This is a genomic window from Herminiimonas sp. KBW02 (genome assembly GCF_003852535.1).
Classification (GTDB): domain Bacteria; phylum Pseudomonadota; class Gammaproteobacteria; order Burkholderiales; family Burkholderiaceae_D; genus Oxalicibacterium.
Window position 1 is genome coordinate 1 of the sequence record NZ_QAJP01000003.1, and the last position, 18,233, is coordinate 18,233.

Annotated in this window: 18 protein-coding genes, 3 tRNA genes and 1 pseudogene; 8 read left to right on the forward strand and 14 right to left on the reverse strand. The window is 54.7% G+C overall.

Annotated features, from left to right (window positions below):
• The 5 genes and pseudogenes from DBR37_RS01775 to DBR37_RS01795 form a co-directional block, all read right to left on the reverse strand.
• Nucleotides 1–62 (reverse strand): annotated as a pseudogene (locus DBR37_RS01775) (elongation factor Tu); the annotation flags it as partial.
• Between the two features lie 81 nt (nt 63–143).
• Nucleotides 144–218: transfer RNA gene (locus DBR37_RS01780), tRNA-Thr, on the reverse strand.
• Between the two features lie 53 nt (nt 219–271).
• Nucleotides 272–345: transfer RNA gene (locus DBR37_RS01785), tRNA-Gly, on the reverse strand.
• Between the two features lie 76 nt (nt 346–421).
• Nucleotides 422–507: transfer RNA gene (locus DBR37_RS01790), tRNA-Tyr, on the reverse strand.
• Nucleotides 508–628: 121 nt separating this feature from the next.
• Complete coding sequence (locus tag DBR37_RS01795; RefSeq protein WP_124572587.1) at nt 629–1,684, reverse strand: gamma-glutamyl-gamma-aminobutyrate hydrolase family protein; 1,056 nt, start codon at nt 1,682–1,684, stop codon at nt 629–631.
• Between the two features lie 244 nt (nt 1,685–1,928).
• Here DBR37_RS01795 and arsC point away from each other — a divergent pair, with 244 nt between their 5' ends.
• Entirely contained in the window at nt 1,929–2,300 is a 372-nt protein-coding gene (gene arsC / locus DBR37_RS01800) for an arsenate reductase (glutaredoxin) (RefSeq protein ID WP_124572588.1), read from the forward strand.
• A gap of 2 nt (nt 2,301–2,302) precedes the next feature.
• Here arsC and DBR37_RS01805 read toward each other — a convergent pair whose 3' ends face one another.
• On the reverse strand, nt 2,303–3,973 hold the full coding sequence (locus tag DBR37_RS01805) for a tetratricopeptide repeat-containing response regulator (RefSeq protein WP_124572589.1): 1,671 nt from the start codon (nt 3,971–3,973) through the stop codon (nt 2,303–2,305).
• 174 nt (nt 3,974–4,147) lie between these two features.
• On the reverse strand, nt 4,148–5,392 hold the full coding sequence (locus DBR37_RS01810) for a GGDEF domain-containing protein (RefSeq protein ID WP_124572590.1): 1,245 nt from the start codon (nt 5,390–5,392) through the stop codon (nt 4,148–4,150).
• Between the two features lie 413 nt (nt 5,393–5,805).
• Here DBR37_RS01810 and DBR37_RS01815 point away from each other — a divergent pair, with 413 nt between their 5' ends.
• Nucleotides 5,806–6,333, forward strand: a complete 528-nt coding sequence (locus DBR37_RS01815; protein ID WP_124572591.1) for a DUF3455 domain-containing protein — start codon at nt 5,806–5,808, stop codon at nt 6,331–6,333.
• A 72-nt stretch (nt 6,334–6,405) separates the two neighbouring features.
• On the opposite strand, the gene DBR37_RS01820 is transcribed toward DBR37_RS01815, so the two are convergent.
• The 4 genes from DBR37_RS01820 to DBR37_RS01835 form a co-directional block, all read right to left on the reverse strand.
• Nucleotides 6,406–7,737 carry a hemolysin family protein gene (locus tag DBR37_RS01820; protein WP_124572592.1) on the reverse strand — a complete coding sequence of 444 codons (1,332 nt, stop codon included), beginning with the start codon at nt 7,735–7,737 and terminating at the stop codon, nt 6,406–6,408.
• Between the two features lie 127 nt (nt 7,738–7,864).
• Nucleotides 7,865–8,083 carry a DUF2905 domain-containing protein gene (locus DBR37_RS01825; RefSeq protein WP_124572593.1) on the reverse strand — a complete coding sequence of 73 codons (219 nt, stop codon included), beginning with the start codon at nt 8,081–8,083 and terminating at the stop codon, nt 7,865–7,867.
• A 36-nt stretch (nt 8,084–8,119) separates the two neighbouring features.
• On the reverse strand, nt 8,120–8,314 hold the full coding sequence (locus DBR37_RS01830; protein ID WP_124572594.1) for a DUF2905 domain-containing protein: 195 nt from the start codon (nt 8,312–8,314) through the stop codon (nt 8,120–8,122).
• A gap of 45 nt (nt 8,315–8,359) precedes the next feature.
• A complete protein-coding gene (locus DBR37_RS01835) occupies nt 8,360–9,520 on the reverse strand; it encodes a class I SAM-dependent methyltransferase (RefSeq protein ID WP_199739009.1) in 1,161 nt (386 codons plus the stop codon).
• 40 nt (nt 9,521–9,560) lie between these two features.
• On the opposite strand from DBR37_RS01835, the gene DBR37_RS01840 reads away from it, so the two are divergent.
• The 3 genes from DBR37_RS01840 to ttcA are packed head-to-tail and all read left to right on the forward strand — an operon-like array spanning nt 9,561 to nt 11,732.
• A complete protein-coding gene (locus DBR37_RS01840) occupies nt 9,561–10,340 on the forward strand; it encodes an SDR family oxidoreductase (protein WP_124572595.1) in 780 nt (259 codons plus the stop codon).
• A 41-nt stretch (nt 10,341–10,381) separates the two neighbouring features.
• Nucleotides 10,382–10,777, forward strand: a complete 396-nt coding sequence (locus DBR37_RS01845) for a dihydroneopterin aldolase (RefSeq protein WP_124572596.1) — start codon at nt 10,382–10,384, stop codon at nt 10,775–10,777.
• 16 nt (nt 10,778–10,793) lie between these two features.
• Nucleotides 10,794–11,732, forward strand: coding sequence for a tRNA 2-thiocytidine(32) synthetase TtcA (gene ttcA / locus DBR37_RS01850; RefSeq protein ID WP_124572597.1), 939 nt, complete (start codon nt 10,794–10,796; stop codon nt 11,730–11,732).
• A 46-nt stretch (nt 11,733–11,778) separates the two neighbouring features.
• Here ttcA and DBR37_RS01855 read toward each other — a convergent pair whose 3' ends face one another.
• A complete protein-coding gene (locus tag DBR37_RS01855) occupies nt 11,779–12,534 on the reverse strand; it encodes a class I SAM-dependent methyltransferase (RefSeq protein WP_124572598.1) in 756 nt (251 codons plus the stop codon).
• Between the two features lie 111 nt (nt 12,535–12,645).
• Here DBR37_RS01855 and DBR37_RS01860 point away from each other — a divergent pair, with 111 nt between their 5' ends.
• Nucleotides 12,646–13,416, forward strand: a complete 771-nt coding sequence (locus DBR37_RS01860; protein ID WP_124572599.1) for a helix-turn-helix transcriptional regulator — start codon at nt 12,646–12,648, stop codon at nt 13,414–13,416.
• Between the two features lie 16 nt (nt 13,417–13,432).
• On the opposite strand, the gene DBR37_RS01865 is transcribed toward DBR37_RS01860, so the two are convergent.
• The gene (locus DBR37_RS01865) at nt 13,433–14,326 is read right to left on the reverse strand and encodes a DUF6279 family lipoprotein (RefSeq protein WP_124572600.1); all 894 of its coding nucleotides are present in this window, start codon (nt 14,324–14,326) and stop codon (nt 13,433–13,435) included.
• Between the two features lie 18 nt (nt 14,327–14,344).
• Here DBR37_RS01865 and glmU point away from each other — a divergent pair, with 18 nt between their 5' ends.
• Nucleotides 14,345–15,703 carry a bifunctional UDP-N-acetylglucosamine diphosphorylase/glucosamine-1-phosphate N-acetyltransferase GlmU gene (gene glmU, locus DBR37_RS01870; RefSeq protein ID WP_124572601.1) on the forward strand — a complete coding sequence of 453 codons (1,359 nt, stop codon included), beginning with the start codon at nt 14,345–14,347 and terminating at the stop codon, nt 15,701–15,703.
• A 29-nt stretch (nt 15,704–15,732) separates the two neighbouring features.
• Here the strand turns inward: glmU and DBR37_RS01875 are convergent, their stop codons facing one another.
• A complete protein-coding gene (locus DBR37_RS01875; RefSeq protein WP_124572602.1) occupies nt 15,733–16,203 on the reverse strand; it encodes an Lrp/AsnC family transcriptional regulator in 471 nt (156 codons plus the stop codon).
• Between the two features lie 160 nt (nt 16,204–16,363).
• Here DBR37_RS01875 and glmS point away from each other — a divergent pair, with 160 nt between their 5' ends.
• Complete coding sequence (glmS, locus tag DBR37_RS01880; protein ID WP_124572603.1) at nt 16,364–18,181, forward strand: glutamine--fructose-6-phosphate transaminase (isomerizing); 1,818 nt, start codon at nt 16,364–16,366, stop codon at nt 18,179–18,181.
• Nucleotides 18,182–18,233: the final 52 nt, after the last annotated feature.

Below are 18,233 nucleotides of genomic sequence, written 5' to 3' on the forward strand. Positions count from 1 at the left end.
ACGTGACCAATTGTGCCCACATTCACGTGCGGCTTGGTCCGCTCGAATTTGCCTTTTGCCATCTTAGACTCCTAACAATTTTGATGAGAATGTTCAGGCACACGCCCGACCGACTTACCGATAAAAATGAACTACAGAATTCTTGGTGCCCTTTACGTGGATTGAACACGTGGCCTCTCCCTTACCAAGGGAGTGCTCTACCACTGAGCTAAAAGGGCAAACTAGCCGTCCGGTACCAACACTGCTGCGGCACGTCCAACCTTTAAAAACTTGGAGCGGGTGAAGGGAATCGAACCCTCGTCATAAGCTTGGAAGGCTTCAGCTCTACCATTGAGCTACACCCGCGAGGGTCACCACTTACACATCTCTTTTTTGCACTGCGAATACTGCGCTTTTTTCAAAGCTTTTACTGCTAAAAACTTGGTGGAGGGGGCTGGATTCGAACCAGCGTACTCGTAAGAGGGCAGATTTACAGTCTGCTGCCATTAACCACTCGGCCACCCCTCCGCGGGGAACCCCAAACTATATGGGAGTCGGTCACCCTTGTCAACAATTTGCTACGTTTCTTCACCTATTTTTTTAAAATATTTTTATAGGCGGGCGGACCAGGGTGATCCGTAAGGAGAAATCAGAAGCGTGTTTCCCTTGCTGCACGCAGGAAATTATCAAGGACAGGCGTGCAATCCAGCAGCTCGGAACCACCGGCCCGATGGAATTCCGGATGCCATTGCAAACCCATGACAAAACGCGCCTTGGTATAACGTACCGCTTCGACAATGTTGTCAGTTTGCGATATCGCTTCGATAGTCAGATCGCGCCCCAGGTCGCGCACGGCCTGATGATGGATAGAGTTGACCAGCGGCGAAGTCTGGCCCGGGAACAGCGACGCCAGCGACGATCCGGGCGGAAACGAAATTTCGTGACGATGACTATCGTACAAGTCATTTACGTGCAGCATCGCACTCGGCACGTCGGTAGCAATGTCCTGATACAAGGTGCCACCGAACGCCACATTGATCAGTTGGCAACCGCGGCAGATACCCAGCACCGGCTTCCCTGCCTCAATAAATTCATGTAAGAGCTCCAGTTCATACATATCGCGTGAGCTGTCGCCACTCCATTCCGGTCGCGTCGCGGTCTGTGAGTATGTCTGCGGCGCAACGTCGGCGCCGCCTTGCAGCACAAGGCCGTCCAGGTGTTTTGCATAATCGCGCAGACGTATCTTGCTCGGATGCAGCAACCCATTGGTATTAACGGTCGGGATCATCAGCACCAGCACATCGCGCGACATGACCCATTGCGCAATTGATTCTTCCAGGTACTGCAGAGTTTTCGCCTGCAAGCCCTTGGCCCCGCTTTCCGGGTGAAAGATACGGGCGGAAACACCGATTTTTAAGGTGCGCTGCGTCAGACGACGGCCGACCTGCTCGGACAGGCTTTGCAGGCGCGCCTGAAAGATGCGCCAGGTCTGCTTCCACGGGGTATCGTCCGGCATCTGGTAAGCGGGCACATTGTGTTTGCCGAAATCCGGCTTGGTCTTGAACGACGCAGGCGATGGCACGGAGCCAACTTGCGGCTCTACATGGGACGGGGCTTCTGGCGAGGTAACAGCTTCATTGGGCGAGGCAGCTTCAGCAGGAGTGTTTGAGACTGGAGGTAAATTGCTATTGGAGTTGTCAGACATGGCATCACTTTTAAATCGAGTAAAGATAGACAACACATATCGCAGAATTATCCGGCTTCACCGCAAATTGTTTAAAAATACAGAAATTCATCGAATATCGCGCAACGCTACGCCATTTCACCGGATCAGGCCCTGATTATAGGCATACCCTTCATTCTTCGCCCGCCTCCCGGCCTGCAATACCACCGTCGCAGGCTGGAAACGGCATAATGTCGCCTCTTCTCACCAGACTTTGACGCACATCATGCTGACCATTTATCACAATCCACGCTGCTCAAAATCCCGCGAAACACTGGCACTAAGCGAAGCCTTTGCTGCGCAACACGGCCTGGAATTGAACGTAGTCGATTATCAAAAGACACCATTGAGCCGCACGCAACTCGCGGAGTTACATCAATTGCTGCAATCGGAAGGCGCTGTCAGCGTACGCGCCATGGTGCGCGACAATGAAGACGAATTCAGCGAACTGCAATTGAGCCATGCCGACGACGCACGCCTGCTGGATGCACTGGCCAGCCATCCGAAATTACTGCAACGCCCTGTCGTGCGCTTCGGACAGCGTGCCGTGATTGCACGTCCACCAGAATTGGTTCAGGCGATCCTGATCGCGCCCTGAGCTTATTGCTTCTCGGCCTGCGGTGCGGTGTTCAATGCCTTGATGGGAACGCCGTAAACGCGTTCCATCGCGTATTTTTTCAGGATGTCCCGGTACATGCTGGCCAACAGGGATAAGCGCGGGTTACGCGGATCGAGGCGACGCGCATTGGCGATAAAGGTACGCGCCTGCTCGCCCAGTTGCCCATCCCAGCCCAGGCTATCGAGACACTTCAGCACTGCGACCGCAGCGTTGAACACAACTTGCGGATTGTCCGGCAGTTTTTCCGCGGCTTCCGACATCAGCGCAACAGCACCGTGATAATCACCGAGACGTGCCTTCTCTGCGCCGGCCGATACCAGATCCACCACCTGACTTTTGCTTTCACGTGCCACACGCTTGGCCAGGTCCTCACGCCCGGCTTCGCGGAACAGACGCATTGCACGCGTCATCGCGACATTGGTGGAAGCATTACCAACCACCGAGGTCATCACCTCAACGGCACCCTGCTCCAGCCCACTGGCCAGGCAGTTCTGCGCCAATGCCAGCTTGGTATCGTTAGATAAGCCTATCGCTTCCTTGCACGCCAATACCGCGGCCTCCAGTTCTTCTACCGCCTGCTCTTCATCACCATTATGTTTATGCAGCATGGCCGTCGCCAGCGCGCGGCAGGCCGGGGTTTTCTTGACGTTAGACAGCGATTTCGCAAGGTCGCGGATGATGGGCGACACCAATTGCAATTCGCCTTTGGCTAGCGAGGTCCTGACCAGATGCACATGGTCTTCCGGCTCACGGAACTCGGAAAATTTTGCCTTGTTGATCACTTGCTGAAATACCTTGTGCGCGGTATCGACATCGCCTGTTTCCAGCGCCACGTTGCCGAGCTTGCGCAGGCGCTGCAACGCATGCGGCGAACGTGTGACCGCATGTTCCAGCGTGGCTTGCGCCTGCGGCATTAATCCCCTGGCTTCCTGTGTCTTGGCCAGCCAGTCATAGGCTTCGAGGAATTGCTTTTTCTCGGAGACCAGTGAACTCAGCATTTCTTCCGCCTCCTCCAGCCGGTCCTGCATAAACAGACTGGTGGCCAGACCAAGGCGCGCCCATGCTATCGAACGCTTGGCAAAGATTTCGGCGTAGATTGCCTCCGCTTCAGGCAATTCGCCCAGCGTCATATGCAATTCGGCACGCAAACGCATGAACTCGGCCTGGTAACGGGGCTGTGTACGTTCCGCCTGTACACAAGCGTTAATCGCATCACTCAGGTTGCCCTGTTCTATCAATAGATAAATCGGGCTGAGCGCATTGCGCTTGTCGATCGCGCGCGCGATCCGTTCCATCAGGGTTTCAGCAGTAAAGGGCTTGAGTACGTAGTCGTTGAGCGCCAGTTCGGCGGCGCTGATAACTTTTTCATGATTGCGTTCGGCGGTCACCATGATGAACACGGTGGAAGGTGGCATGATTTTGTGATGGCGCAGGTCTTCCAGCAATTGCTGGCCATCCTGCCCCTCACCCAAATCATATTCACAGATCACCAGGTCAAACTGCTTATGCTTGAGCGGACGTATCGCGCTGCCGGAACCGGCTGCGTATTCGATCTTGCTAATACCCCCTAGGCTCAACATATTGTGGATGCTGGCACGCATGCCGGCATGCGGCTCTATGATCAGGGCGGTTAGTCCGGCAAGTTCTTGCATGGTATTTCAACGCCAAATGAGAAGGTACGCGCGGCGAACAGCACGGGCGTAAAGGAATCTTTCCGTGGAACAATATTACATTTGTTAAACGGTGTCATCGCAATTTAATCATTTCAGCTGTCAATTCGACCACACAGCAGACGCAGCTCCGACCCGAGTACCCAATGGATAAGGTCATACCCGGGCCATCACGGCCTCCACCGCTGCACCTTCGACCACAACCTGATTACGGCCATTCTGTTTCGCCGTGTACATCGCCGTATCGGTGCGCGAGAATAAGTCGAGCACCGATTCACCCGCGATATATTGGGTCAGACCGATGGATATCGTGACGCGATGATGCAGTTTTCCTTGCCAGTCATAGTGCTCAATCTGCGTCCGTATCCGTTCAGAAATATTCAAGGCGGCGGAGAGTGGTGTCTCCGGCAACACCAGCAGGAATTCTTCACCACCATAACGCCCAAAAATATCCTGCTTGCGCACATTACCCTCGGCTACGCGGGCAAAAGTACGCAAAACTTCGTCGCCCCCCAGGTGCCCCGCCTCGTCATTCACTCGCTTGAAGTGATCCAGATCGATCACCGCCAGGCACAGCGGTGCACCGCTTTCATCCGCCATCCGCTTTTGCTGCTCGAGAGCAGCCACGATATAACGGCGGTTATAGCAACCGAGCAAGACGTCACGTTGCGCATCTTCCTCGATGTCCTTGATTTTGCGCGCTGCCTTGAACAAGGCGTTATGCAATTGCTGCATACGGCTGGCTAACACCACGAAACCCGGCAAGGTCAACAACAAGCTCAGTAACAAAGCCCCTTCCAGCTGCAACATCGCCCAGTCACGGAACTCCAGATAATGCACGACGATCACCAGCAAATAACCGCACAGCGTCGTGATCGTCAGCATAAACATCATTTTCGGTGAAACGCGATGCAGGACGAAGGTCATCGTCAGAAACAGGAAAGGCGTGAACAGGATTTGCGTGGCCGGCGCCATATACGACAGCAACAACATGATGCCTATCGCGCACAGACTGATAGGTACGCGCAGATTCTTTTCGCGGGCGCGGTTATTCCAGCCGGTCAGAAAACACAAATAGAACAATGACACCGTGCTGGTGATGAGTACGGTTGCAGTCGTCAACGCCACCTGATCGACCAGACCGTGCATGTAAAACACCGCCACACCAACCAGATAGAACAAGCCGAACAAACCAATCAGCAGCAAACGCTGCAGACGGGCATTTTGACGATTGCGGTGATTGAGTATGGTCTGGCGACGCGCGCGCACCACGTGGATTTTTGCCGACTTGGCAGACTTGCTGCCGGCACCGTGTAAAGGCGTAACAGGATCGGAGGCAGCCGTGTGGAGCGGAGCGTTATCCGGTGCGGGCATAGCGTGATGTTCGCCTGTGTGTTGCATGTAAATCCGTCTGAGAAAGTCCTGCCAAACTCGTTGAGCACACCATCCGACTGAAACAATTTACTGCTAATTCCCTGTACGCAACTAGACCATACCCACCCGTAAAAGACACGCACTTTTATTGCCTTTTAACCATAAGTCACAATCAGACAGACCCGCCTAAGTTGCATCAACATGTCAACAATTGTCATCGCCATACCAAGAGTCTTCATGCTTAGGGTGTACTTGCAGAGTAAGTGCTCGCATGAGAAAAACTGATGCATGCTGCAACACTGTGCAAAAAATTTCCCTGAATTTTACGAAGACACATTTCAAATATTTCTTAACGTTATTTGAATCTGCTACACCTTGCCCGGCGTATATGGTCATGGGTGCTATCCGGCCCTGATCCATCAACCAATCAGGAGACTTCCATGTACGCAAAAATTACCCTGCTCGCCGCTGCTGCCACACTGACCGCCTGCTCCGGCCATATGATGATGAAAACACCGGAGGCACCCGCTGCCGTAACGGTTCCCGCTGGCAATAAAGTCGTGATGAAAACGGTCGGTATTGGTGAGCTGACTTACCAATGTCGCGCCAAGGCCAATATGCCAGGCGCCTTCGAATGGGTGCTGGCCGGACCGGATGCGATCCTGTACGACAGCAACAAGATGGCCGTCGGCAAATACTATGGCGGGCCGACCTGGGAAGCCAACGATGGCAGCAAGGTAACCGGCAAGCAATTGGCCGTCTCGCCAAATCCCGGCTCTATCCCTTTGCAACTGGTGCAAGCAAACCCATCGATGGGTAAAGGTGCGATGAGCGATATTACTTATATCCAGCGCCTGAACACGGTCGGCGGCGCCGCGCCAGCTACTCCCTGCGGAGCGGCCAACGTTAACGCCAAACAAATCGTCAAGTACCAGGCCGATTACGTGTTTTATCGCGCGACTATGTAATCGCCACAAACAAAAATGGCCGGATAGTTATCCGGCCATTTTCTTTACAGCTGTAATTTACACTCGTACTACTTAGCCTGCCTCATCCGGCGCAGCATCGTCCGGCGACGGTTCCAGCTTGGTGATCAAAAGGCGGTCGATGCGGTTGCGGTCCATATCGACCACTTCGATGCGATAGCCTTCCCACTCAAAGGAATCGGACATTTGCGGAATGTGACCGAGGAAGGTCATCACGAAACCAGCGAGCGTATGGTAGGTGCCCGATGCTTCTTCCGGGAAGCGCACATCGGTTTCCAGCAATTCGCGGAAGCGATCAAACGACACGCCACCATCGATCAGCCATGAACCGTCATCGCGGCGTACGCCGTCGACTTCGTGGTGTTCGTCGATAACAGAAACATCACCTACCAGCGCACCCAGCACGTCACTCAGGGTGACGATACCTTCGATTTCACCGTATTCATCAATCACCAGTGCCAGTTCGGCACGGTTTTTCTTCAACGTTTCCAGCAATTGCATCGCACTGATGGTTTCCGGCACAAACAAAGGCGGACGCGTCGCTGCTGCGATATCCACGGTATTGATCGCCTTGCCGCGTATCGCCTGTTCAAACAGGCTGCCTGCATGCACGATACCAATTACATGCGAGATATCGCCACGGCAGACCGGGAAACGGTTATAGGAGCTATCGGCAATCTTGGCCAGGTTCACCTCGATCGGATCTTCCAGATCGATGAAGTGCACGTCCAGACGCGGCGTCATCAGGCCTGCCACGCGCTGGTCATCCAGACGCAGGGCGCGCGAGACGATGTCGTGTTCGGTTTTTTCAAACAGGCCAGCGTCGGTACCTTCACGGAACAGACCTGCGATTTCCTCTTCGGTCACCGCATCGTCTTTCTTGTGATGCATGCCGAGGATGCGCAGGATGAATTCGGTGGTCCCGGTCAGGACTTTGACGAAAGGCCCCATCAGGCGCGACAGCCACAGCATAGGCGCAGCCACCAGCGAAGCCACGACTTCCGGATATTGCATGGCGATGCGTTTAGGTACCAGCTCACCCAAAATCAGCGATGCAAAAGTAATACCGACCACCACGATAGCCAGCGCGATTTCACGTGCATACGCGCTAACAAACGGAATCAGTGCCACTTCAGGCGTCAGGCGCTCAACCAGCGACGCTTCACCGAACGCACCGTTGAAAATGCCGATCAGCGTAATACCGACCTGGATCGTGGAGAGGAAACGACTAGGACTGTCGGACAGATCAAGTGCCGCTTGTGCACCCCGGCTGCCGTTTTCAGATAATTTTTGGAGGCGGATACGTTTGGAGGTTACGACCGCAATTTCAGACATGGCAAAAACGCCATTTACCAGGATCAAACCCAGGATGATAAATATGTCCACTACTAAGGGAACTCGCAGTTTCTACCCGCCAGCCCTACTGTTGATAAGTGGTGAATAATATCATTAGCGCGCCAAATGGCAGAAAAATCGCAAAACTAGCTACATAAAACCTCGGTTTTATAGCGTTTTAACAGAACAGGCAGGTGCGCTTGACGATTTCGGCAATCAGGAAGGCAAGCGCTGACCACAACACAGTAGAACCGAAGGGCAACACAAAAATCCGGCCAAACAGCTGGAAGCGTACATCCGCCGGCAGGCGGCCCACGCCCAGCTTTTCGATGATCCACGGTATCAGTGCATAGAAGACGGTCAGTCCGATAAAGATCACTGCGACCCAACGTATCATGAATTATCCCTCGCTAAACCTTGCCCGGAGTAACACTCAAAACAGGCGCGCCAGCAAAAAAATGGCGGTAGATAACAAAACGGTAGAGGCGAATGGCAAAAAGATGGTTTTGCCAAACAACTTGAAACGTACATCACCGGGCAAACGACCGATGCCGAATTTTTCCAGCCACGGCAAAGCAGCGGAAAACACGATGACGGCGATGAAAATCGTAATAAACCAGCGAACCATGTGCAACTTTCATGACGCGCCGGTCTATATCTCCGGCATCCGGCTTTACAGTCGGCGGCTTTGATCCGCCCGATCAAACTGGTCAGGCAACTGCACTGCCTTGCCCACGACCAGCACTTTGAATAACTCACCCATCTCTGCCGGCGAAGTCAGCTTCTGCACCGCATTTGCCTTCGGCAGATAAGCCATATGATCCTCCGGCGCGGTCGCCAGCAAGCGATCACCGAGGCCAGCCGCCAGCAGGAAACCGGCCTGGCTCATATAACCGACCATTTCCAGGCCATTACGCACCGCGGCATACGCCATGCTGGTGAAATCAACGTGTGCGGTAATGTCTTGCAAACCCGGCAAGTAAAACGGATCCGGATGGGAATGATGACGGTAATGGCACATCAGCGTCCCTTCGGCGCGCTGGTCCAGATAGTATTCGCTGGCCGGGAAGCCGTAATCGATCAGGATCGCCGCGCCGCCTTTGCCGGATTGCTCAAACCCGGCCGTCAGCATGCCCGCCAGCGTGTGCATGAAGCCACCCGCAATCGGATGTACTTCGGTCAGGTAACCGACTGGCAATTCAGCCGCATCGGGAATCTGCGCAACCAAATCCTGGTCACATGGACGATCGACAAAGACAAAACGACCATCAGCAATACTGACGCCGCGCTCCAGCCACTCAGTTTCACCTTTGACAACCAGCGAGACCGGCATCGCATCCAGCACTTCATTGCCCAGCACGACACCAGAAAATGCCGGCGGGAAGTCGTCCAGCCAGGTCACTTGCGGGAAACCCGCCAGGGTTTCCTGCTGGCGCGCACGTAATTCACCCGACAATTCCACGATGGAATAACGCTCCAGGGGAATGCCGTCAGCGGCACATTCGGTCAGGATATCCAGCGCCAGCTTGCCGGTGCCGGCACCGAATTCAAGGATTTGCGGCGCGCTTTGCGCCATCAAGCCCTCGGCCGCGTGGGCCAGGGTTTCACCAAAAAGCGACGTAATTTCGGGCGCGGTTGTAAAATCACCGTCTTTGCCAAGTTTTGCAGCACCGCCGCTGTAATAACCGACGTCCGGCGCATACAGCGCCAGCTCCATATAACGGGCGAAAGAAATCCAGCCCGCATGACGGTTAATTTCGTCAACAATCAGGTTCTGGAGCTTGTGTGACGCAGATAATGCGTCCGAAGAAGGTTCTGGGAGTTGCAATTGCATGGCGGTATTGTAGAGAAATCAGCGAAACACACAACCATTCATGTCCACAGATAAGCAAACGCCATTGAAAAAGACTGCCCTCGTGACCGGTGCCGCCCGTCGCATCGGCCGTACGATCGCGCTCGCGCTGGCGCAAAACGGCTGGGACGTGGTCGTGCATTACGCCCGTTCCGCGGCGGAAGCAGCAGCGACGGTCGCCGACATCACGGCGCTCGGCCAACGTGCGATTGCATTGCAATGCGACCTGAATGATGAAGCTGCAGTAAAAACCTTATTGGATAAGGCAGCCGCCCAACTGGGCCCGGTTTCCTGCGTCGTCAATAATGCGTCGTTGTTCGATTACGATAGCGCAGCAGATTTTTCGACCGCGACACTGGATGCGCATATGCATACCAATCTGGTAGCTCCCGTGTTGCTGGCGCAAGCACTGCACCGCGCCACGCCGGACGGCGCGCAAGCGGTCGTAGTCAATCTGCTGGATCAGAAGCTGTTTAACCTGAACCCAGACTTCCTGTCCTACACCTTGTCCAAGGCCGCGCTGCAAAGCGCGACCACCATGCTGGCGCAGGCACTCGCACCTAAAGTACGTGTAGTCGGCGTCGCACCCGGTATTACGCTGGTCTCCGGCGACCAGAGCGAAGCTGAATTCCAGCGCGCGCATAAGGTCACCCCATTGGGACGCTCCAGCACACCCGACGATATTGCCCACGCCGTCCGCTTCGTAGTCGAAGCGCAGGCGATGACGGGCACGACGCTGCTGGTCGATGGCGGCCAGCACCTGATCCCATTACAACGCGATGTGATGTTTGTCGCATCCTGAACACCCAGATTTTTCACCTGTAGTACAACCGGTTTACTTATATGAATTCGTTCCTGTTCCACCCACAACTCGCCGACTGCCGCCGCCTCTTCCTGCGTAACTACGAAGTGCAGATCAATATAGGCGTGCACGAGTTTGAAAAGAAAGGTGAACAGCGCGTCCTGATCAACGTCGATCTCTTCATCCCATTGAAAGAATCGACGCCTACCGCCGATCACCTGGATGAAGTCGTGGATTACGACTACATGCGCAGCACCATCGCCAAGCGCATGGCGCAAGGCCACATCCATTTGCAGGAAACCCTGTGCGACGACGTGATCAAAGCCATGCTGGCGCATCCGAAAGTACGCGCCGCACGTGTTTCAACCGAAAAGCCCGACGTCTACCCTGATTGCGAATCAGTAGGCGTAGAGGTATTCCAGATCAAGGGGAACTAAGGTGTCACAAGCCCTCATGCAAGAAACCACAACAGCACCGGAAAACGACGCTGCCCTGAGTTTCAAACAAAACGAAAAGATCGTTTACGAAAACAACAAACTGCACAAACGCTTGTGTCGTCAGGTCGGCCAGGCCATCGGCGACTTCAACATGATAGAAGACGGCGACAAGGTTATGGTTTGCCTGTCCGGCGGCAAGGATAGCTATGCATTGCTGGATATCCTGATGACCTTGCGCGAACGCGCGCCTATCAAGTTCGATATCGTCGCGGTCAACCTCGACCAGAAACAACCGAACTTCCCGGATCACATCCTGCCTGCTTATCTGAAGCAACTGGATATTCCGTTCCATATCGAAAACCAGGACACCTACAGCATCGTCAAGCGCCTGATCCCGGAAGGCAAGACCACTTGCTCGCTGTGCTCACGCCTGCGTCGCGGCATCCTGTATCGCGTGGCCGATGAACTGGGCGCCAACAAGATCGCACTCGGCCATCATCGTGACGACATCATGGAAACCTTTTTCCTGAATATGTTCTTCGGCGCGAAGATCAAAGGCATGCCGCCCAAGCTACAATCCGACGATGGCAAACACATCGTGATCCGTCCGCTGGCGTATGTGAAAGAAGCCGATACCGAGCGCTATGCGCAGGTAAAGAACTTCCCTATCATTCCATGCGACCTGTGCGGCAGCCAGGAAAACCTGCAGCGCAAGCAAATCAAAGGCATGTTGCGCGAATGGGAAAAGAAATTCCCGGGTCGCGTCGATAATATTTTCTCGTCCTTATCCACAGTCGTTCCTTCGCACCTGATGGACAAGGATTTGTTTGGTTTTGCCGATTTGAAGGCGACTGGCGAGGCGATGGCGAATGGCGATATCGCCTTTGACGAAGAACCATGTTCGACCGGCAGTACCAGCATTCCCGGCATTATCCCGCTGCGGGCAGACAACTAAGCAGCACCAAGCTCACAAGAAGAAGCCCCGCATTGCGGGGCTTTTTTTATTTTCTGGCAGTAAAGAAGGCAGCGTCGATATCAAACGAGTAGTCATCCTGTACCGCAAAATAAGCGCGACTCTCTTCCGGCGCGGTATCGAACAGGCTACGTATCGCTGCCTCCCGTTCTGGCGGTGTGCGCATACGTGCAATCCACTCATCAAATACCATGCGCAACTTCCAGCCGCGTACGTATTCATGCGTAAACCCGGCATCGGCAAACATCACGGCCCATTCCGAAACACGATAGTCCCGCACATGCGATGCATCGCGCAGCAACTCTACGGCCTGTAAGGTCGTGTCGTGCAAGGCGACTTCCGATGCGACGATATCGATTACCACCACCATACCGCCAGGACGCAAGACCCGGTGCATTTCACGCAAACCGCTGGGCACATGCAACCAGTGATGTGCCGAGAAACGGGTGACGACCAGATCGAAGGATGCATCTGCAAACGGCAAATGCTCGGCCTGCGCCTGCTCGGTACGTATATTGTGCAAATCGCGCTGTGCCGCCGATGCAGCAACGACAGTCAGCATTTGTTCGGACAAATCACACGCAGTGACAGCCGCGGCATGCGGTGCAACCGCAAAGCTGATATGGCCGCCGCCGCAACCGAGGTCCAGTATCGCGGGCGCCTGCAGCGTGCGCGCAATATCGCGCACCGTCTCCAGATCCGCGCCTTGCGCATGCACCGAACTGGTCAGATATGACGCGGCCGTATTGCCGAACTGTTCTGCTACTACTGCTGCCTGTTTCATTTTTCATCTCCACATGATTGGGTAGATGTACGATAGGCGATGATTTATCCTGTAACAAGACAAGTATTTATACTGGTATATTTTCTGCCAGACTAACCCCGGAATACCACCATGCATAAGCAACTCGGCGAATTCATACGCTTACACCGTGAGCAAACCACACCTCAGGCTGTCGGCTTGCGCGCCGATGGGCGTCGTCGCACCCCCGGCTTGCGGCGCGAAGAACTGGCGCAGTTATGCGAGGTCAGCCCGACCTGGCTCACCTGGCTGGAACAAGGACGGCCGGTATCCGCTTCCGCCAAAGTACTAGGACGGCTGGCCGATGTGATGCATCTGACGGCGGCCGAGCGGACTTATTTGTTCCGCCTGGCAGACAAACTGGACGCCACAGCGGAGGCAAGCTCCGCTGACTCATCGACCGACTTCGCTGCTATCGTCAAGGCGATACGTGCCCCGGCTTATATCCTGAACCGGCAATGGGATGCCGTCGCATGGAATCGCCCGGCCACAGATTTATTCAGCGGCTGGCTGGACCAGGGCAAAGCAACTGCCCCGGCCAATCTCTTGCGCTTCATGTTTGGCACAAGCAGTGCGCGCAGCCTGATTGCCGACTGGCCGGAGCGTGCACAACGGCTGGTCGCCGAGTTCCGCGCCGATTGCGGCAAGCATGCGGACAAGGAACCCTATGCGAGTCTGATCGCGGAGTTAATGCGCAGCAGCGAGGAATTTAAGAAACTGTGGAATACACATCATGTGCTGGGACGGGACGGCGGCAGCCGCCGCTTCCGGCACCCGACCCTGGGTGTGCTTACCTACGAACAGGTGACGCTGAACCTGGCCGCTGCGCGTGAGGTCAAGCTGGTGATGCTGCTACCGAGCTGACAATCAGGCACGGCAATCAAGCGGCTTTGGCGGCCAGCGTGTTGAAGTCATTCACCCAATCCTGCAAGGTCTGGACAAAGTAGCTTTTTTGCTTGGGCGTCGTCATGCGCATGATGCCCGCCACCAGATTTGCATTTGCTGTATTCAATTGCTCAAAGAATGTTTGTTGCTGCTGGTTGCCATAGCGATCCATCGTCGCCGCCACATATTTCCGCAGCATCGCGACAGTCGCTTCCTTGCCTGGCTTCTCGGCATGTATTTTCTTCAGCAGGACTATCAATGCACGCTGACGATGCTGCCGTTCCGCCATCAGCAATTCATTGTTCAAAGGCCGTGCGTCAGACAAGCTGCGGATACTGGCTTCCTGTTCACGACTGAAACCGCCGAACCAATACTGGGCCTGTTGCAGGGTCTTGCGATAACGGAATTCCTGACGCTCTTCAGTCGTGCCGACCAGATACTCCTTGCGGAATTTATCATTCGATTTGGCAAATTTCTTTTCAATATTGGCGATCTGTTCCGTCGTCAATGACAAGGCCAGGTCGGCAAAATCAGGCGTCGCCTTATCGGCAATCTCCAGCACCTGGCTAGTGACATCACGATAGTCACCCAACAGATCCGCTTGCGTTACTGCGGCAAAATCCCTGTGCCGCATACGGTCTATCAGACGCACGTATTCCTTCAACTGGGTCTGGCGGTGCCAGACAAAGACCTTGTCTATCCGTTCCTTGACCCATTGCTTCTGTGAGCTGTCGAAATCAACATAGCTATCCAGCCACCAATACGAAATCGTTTCACCATTGCTATACCCGAGGCGCGCCGCGCTGCAGGCGAGCAACAAGGTAGCCATGAGCACGATCGCGGCTTTTTTTGCAAAATGCTGCAGGGGACGCGTGATAAAATTTTGCATTCTTTTAACTGGCTTCCTATGAATATCGTCATTCTTGCTGCAGGTATGGGAAAGCGCATGCAATCTGCGCTGCCGAAAGTGTTACATCCGTTGGCGGGCAAGCCTTTGCTCTCCCATGTGATCGATACTGCGCGGCAATTGTCGCCCACCCGTTTGTGCGTCATCTACGGCCACGGCGGTGAACAAGTGCCGCAATTGCTGCAAGCCCATGACCTGTCATTTGCCAAACAAGAACCACAACTGGGCACCGGCCATGCAGTGATGCAGGCAGTACCCCAGTTAGATGATCATACGCCGACGCTGATTTTGTATGGCGACGTGCCTTTAACTACAGCAACTTCACTGCAGCGTTTGTTGGACAGCGCGGGGCAGGATAAGTTGGGAATTTTGACCGTCAACCTCGGCAACCCGACCGGCTATGGTCGTATCGTCCGTGAAAAAGGCGCCATTACGCGCATAGTCGAGCAAAAAGACGCGCAACCCGCCGAACTCGAAATCAATGAAATCAATACCGGCATCATGGTCGCGCCCACTGCTGCTCTCAAGCAATGGCTGGCCAGGTTGTCCAACAACAATGCACAAGGCGAGTATTACCTGACGGATATCGTTGCCAGCGCTGTCGCCGCTGGCGTGGCCGTTGTTTCCGCGCAGCCGGATCATGAATGGGAAACCCACGGCGTCAACAGCAAGGTGCAACTGGCCGAACTGGAACGCATACATCAGCGCAACCTCGCCCATGCCTTGCTGGAACAAGGCGTCACGCTGGCGGATCCGGCACGCATAGATATCCGTGGCACGCTCACTTGCGGTCGCGATGTGAGCATCGATGTCGGCTGTGTATTTGAAGGCGACGTCAGTCTGGCTGATGGCGTGCGCATCGATGCAAACTGCGTGATCCACAATACCAGCATAGGTGCGCGCAGTCATATTCGCCCTTACAGCCATTTTGAAAATGCAGTGGTCGGTGCCGAATGCATCATCGGCCCCTACGCGCGCCTGCGTCCGGGCACAGTCCTCGCAGAAGACGTGCATATCGGGAATTTTGTTGAAGTAAAGAACAGTGAAATCGCCGCACACAGCAAGGCCAATCATTTGACCTATGTCGGCGATTCGACGGTGGGTTCACGCGTCAACATAGGTGCAGGCACGATTACCTGCAACTACGACGGCGTCAATAAATCGCGCACCATCATCGAAGACGACGTCTTCGTTGGCAGCGCAACCCAGCTGATTGCACCGATACGTGTCGGCAAAGGCGCAACACTAGGTGCGGGCACCACCCTGACCAAGGACGCACCAGCTGACAAGCTGACCGTTTCACGTGCCAAGCAAATCACCGTCGACAACTGGCAACGCCCGGTCAAGATCAAGAAGTAAGCATTTGATCACGCCATCGCGGCGATAGCTCACACCGCGATGCGCGTTTCGAACTTGCTTCGATTGATAGAAAAGAAACTGCGCACATTACGCACATTCGCATGCGTGGCAAACAAGCGATGTGCCAGCGCGTGATAAGCAGGCATATCCGCCACCTGCACCACCAATACAAAATCCGGCCCCGGTGACACCCGGTAGCATTGCAGCACTGCACTCTCCTGCGCCACCAATACTTCAAATTCAACCTGGCGCTCATCCGCCTGGTTATCCAGCGTGATTTCCACTATCGACGTCAGCCCGGCGCCCACCTTCTCCGGCGCTACGATGGCAACCTGCCGCGCTATCACTCCCGCATCAATCAGGCGTTTGACGCGACGCAGGCAAGTCGGTGGCGATGCGTGGACTGCCAGCGCCAGTTCGTTGTTGGTCTGCGACGCATCCATCTGCAAGGCATTCAATATGCGCTTGTCCAAATCGTCTAAATCCAGCTGCTTATCCATTATTTACGATTATTTAGTAAAAATATTTTACATATTTGAATTTACATTTCACCTTATATCATCATTGAAATAATATGCCAAATGTTAATAAATTTCGGAATCTTATTTCATTTGCCTTCTACTAGTATTGTGCAATTCATTCCTACACAACGAGGTTCCTATGTGCGGTATCGTCGGCGCAGTCGCTCAACGCAATATCACTCCCATCCTGGTCGAAGGCCTTAAACGACTCGAATATCGCGGTTACGACTCGTGCGGCGTCGCGCTGCATGTCAACGGCAAACTCGAACGGGCACGCAGCACTGCCCGCGTAGCCGAGCTGGAAAAGCAAATCGCCAAGGAAAACCTGAGCGGCTTTACCGGTATCGCACATACCCGCTGGGCCACCCATGGCGCCCCGGCTTCGCACAACGCACATCCGCATTTTTCACGTGATCGTATCGCACTGGTGCACAACGGCATTATCGAAAACCACGATGAACTGCGCGATGAACTGAAAACACTGGGCTATGTGTTTGAAAGCCAGACCGATACTGAAGTCATCGCCCATCTGGTCGATCATCTGTACTCAGGTGATTTGTTCGAGACCGTACAACTGGCAACCAAGCGCCTGGTAGGTGCTTTTGCGATTGCCGTCTTCAGCCGCGATGAACCACACCGCGTCGTCGGTGCCCGTCGTGGTTCGCCACTGATCGTCGGCGTCGGTGATGGCGAAAACTTCCTCGCTTCCGATGCACTGGCGCTGGCAGGCACAACTGATCAGATCATCTACCTGGAAGAAGGCGATGTCGTTGACCTGCAATTGCAACGCGTCTGGATCGTCGACGAAAACGGCAAGCCGGTAGAGCGCGAAGTCAAAACCGTGCATGCACACACCGGCGCGGTCGAACTCGGCCCTTACCGTCACTACATGCAGAAGGAAATCTTCGAGCAACCGCGCGCCATCGCCGACACACTGGAAGGCATTGCCTCGATTACGCCGGAAATCTTTGGTGACAAGGCCTACGGCATCTTTAAGAAAGTCGATTCCGTACTCATTCTGGCCTGCGGCACCAGCTACTACTCAGGTATGACCGCCAAGTACTGGATAGAAGCCTTCGCCGGCGTCACTTGCAACGTAGAAATCGCCAGTGAATACCGTTATCGCGACAGCGTACCCAACCCGAATTCACTGGTAGTCACCATCTCGCAAAGCGGCGAAACCGCCGACACGCTGGCTGCGCTGCGTCATGCGCAGGCGCAAGGCATGCGTCAGACCCTGACCATCTGCAATGCAGCGACCAGCGCCATGGTGCGCGAATGCGAACTGGCCTACATCACACGTGCCGGCGTCGAAGTCGGCGTCGCCTCGACCAAAGCATTCACCACACAACTGACAGGCCTCTTCCTGCTGACCCTGGCATTGGCACAAGTCAAAGGTCGCCTCAGCGATGAACAGGAAGCCGCGCAACTCAAAGCCATGCGTCACCTGCCATCTGCAATCAGCGCTGTGCTCGCACTGGAACCACAAATCATCGCCTGGGCCGAGGCGTTCGCACGCAAGGAAAACGCACTCTTCCTCGGACGCGGCCTGCATTATCCGATCGCACTGGAGGGCGCACTAAAGCTGAAAGAAATTTCATACATCCACGCCGAAGCTTATCCGGCAGGTGAACTGAAACACGGCCCGCTCGCACTGGTCACGGAAGAAATGCCTGTCGTCACGGTGGCACCGAACGATCCGATGATCGAGAAATTGAAATCAAATATGCAGGAAGTGCGCGCCCGCGGCGGTGAGCTATATGTCTTCGCGGATGCCGACTCGCGCATTACTTCAGGTGAAGGCGTGCACGTCATACGCCTGCCGGAACACTACGGCCAACTGTCACCTATTTTGCACGTCGTCCCGCTGCAATTACTGGCGTATCACACCGCACTCGCACGCGGTACAGACGTCGACAAACCACGCAATCTGGCGAAATCGGTAACGGTGGAATAAAGGAAGTAATCCGGGCGGCAACTGCCCGGATTACCCAAGTACCAGTGCCCCG

What these genes read in the sequence shown, in the direction of transcription:
- DBR37_RS01860 (WP_124572599.1), top strand. Translation starts at nt 12,646, where the DNA reads ATGCATAAGCAACTCGGCGAATTCATACGCTTACACCGTGAGCAAACC.
- DBR37_RS01835 (WP_199739009.1), bottom strand. Translation starts at nt 9,520, where the DNA reads ATGCAATTGCAACTCCCAGAACCTTCTTCGGACGCATTATCTGCGTCA.
- DBR37_RS01805 (WP_124572589.1), bottom strand. Translation starts at nt 3,973, where the DNA reads ATGCAAGAACTTGCCGGACTAACCGCCCTGATCATAGAGCCGCATGCC.
- glmS (WP_124572603.1), top strand. Translation starts at nt 16,364, where the DNA reads ATGTGCGGTATCGTCGGCGCAGTCGCTCAACGCAATATCACTCCCATC.
- DBR37_RS01840 (WP_124572595.1), top strand. Translation starts at nt 9,561, where the DNA reads ATGTCCACAGATAAGCAAACGCCATTGAAAAAGACTGCCCTCGTGACC.
- ttcA (WP_124572597.1), top strand. Translation starts at nt 10,794, where the DNA reads ATGCAAGAAACCACAACAGCACCGGAAAACGACGCTGCCCTGAGTTTC.
- DBR37_RS01825 (WP_124572593.1), bottom strand. Translation starts at nt 8,083, where the DNA reads ATGATACGTTGGGTCGCAGTGATCTTTATCGGACTGACCGTCTTCTAT.
- DBR37_RS01815 (WP_124572591.1), top strand. Translation starts at nt 5,806, where the DNA reads ATGTACGCAAAAATTACCCTGCTCGCCGCTGCTGCCACACTGACCGCC.
- DBR37_RS01875 (WP_124572602.1), bottom strand. Translation starts at nt 16,203, where the DNA reads ATGGATAAGCAGCTGGATTTAGACGATTTGGACAAGCGCATATTGAAT.
- DBR37_RS01795 (WP_124572587.1), bottom strand. Translation starts at nt 1,684, where the DNA reads ATGTCTGACAACTCCAATAGCAATTTACCTCCAGTCTCAAACACTCCT.
- DBR37_RS01845 (WP_124572596.1), top strand. Translation starts at nt 10,382, where the DNA reads ATGAATTCGTTCCTGTTCCACCCACAACTCGCCGACTGCCGCCGCCTC.
- DBR37_RS01810 (WP_124572590.1), bottom strand. Translation starts at nt 5,392, where the DNA reads ATGCAACACACAGGCGAACATCACGCTATGCCCGCACCGGATAACGCT.
- arsC (WP_124572588.1), top strand. Translation starts at nt 1,929, where the DNA reads ATGCTGACCATTTATCACAATCCACGCTGCTCAAAATCCCGCGAAACA.
- DBR37_RS01855 (WP_124572598.1), bottom strand. Translation starts at nt 12,534, where the DNA reads ATGAAACAGGCAGCAGTAGTAGCAGAACAGTTCGGCAATACGGCCGCG.
- glmU (WP_124572601.1), top strand. Translation starts at nt 14,345, where the DNA reads ATGAATATCGTCATTCTTGCTGCAGGTATGGGAAAGCGCATGCAATCT.
- DBR37_RS01865 (WP_124572600.1), bottom strand. Translation starts at nt 14,326, where the DNA reads ATGCAAAATTTTATCACGCGTCCCCTGCAGCATTTTGCAAAAAAAGCC.
- DBR37_RS01830 (WP_124572594.1), bottom strand. Translation starts at nt 8,314, where the DNA reads ATGGTTCGCTGGTTTATTACGATTTTCATCGCCGTCATCGTGTTTTCC.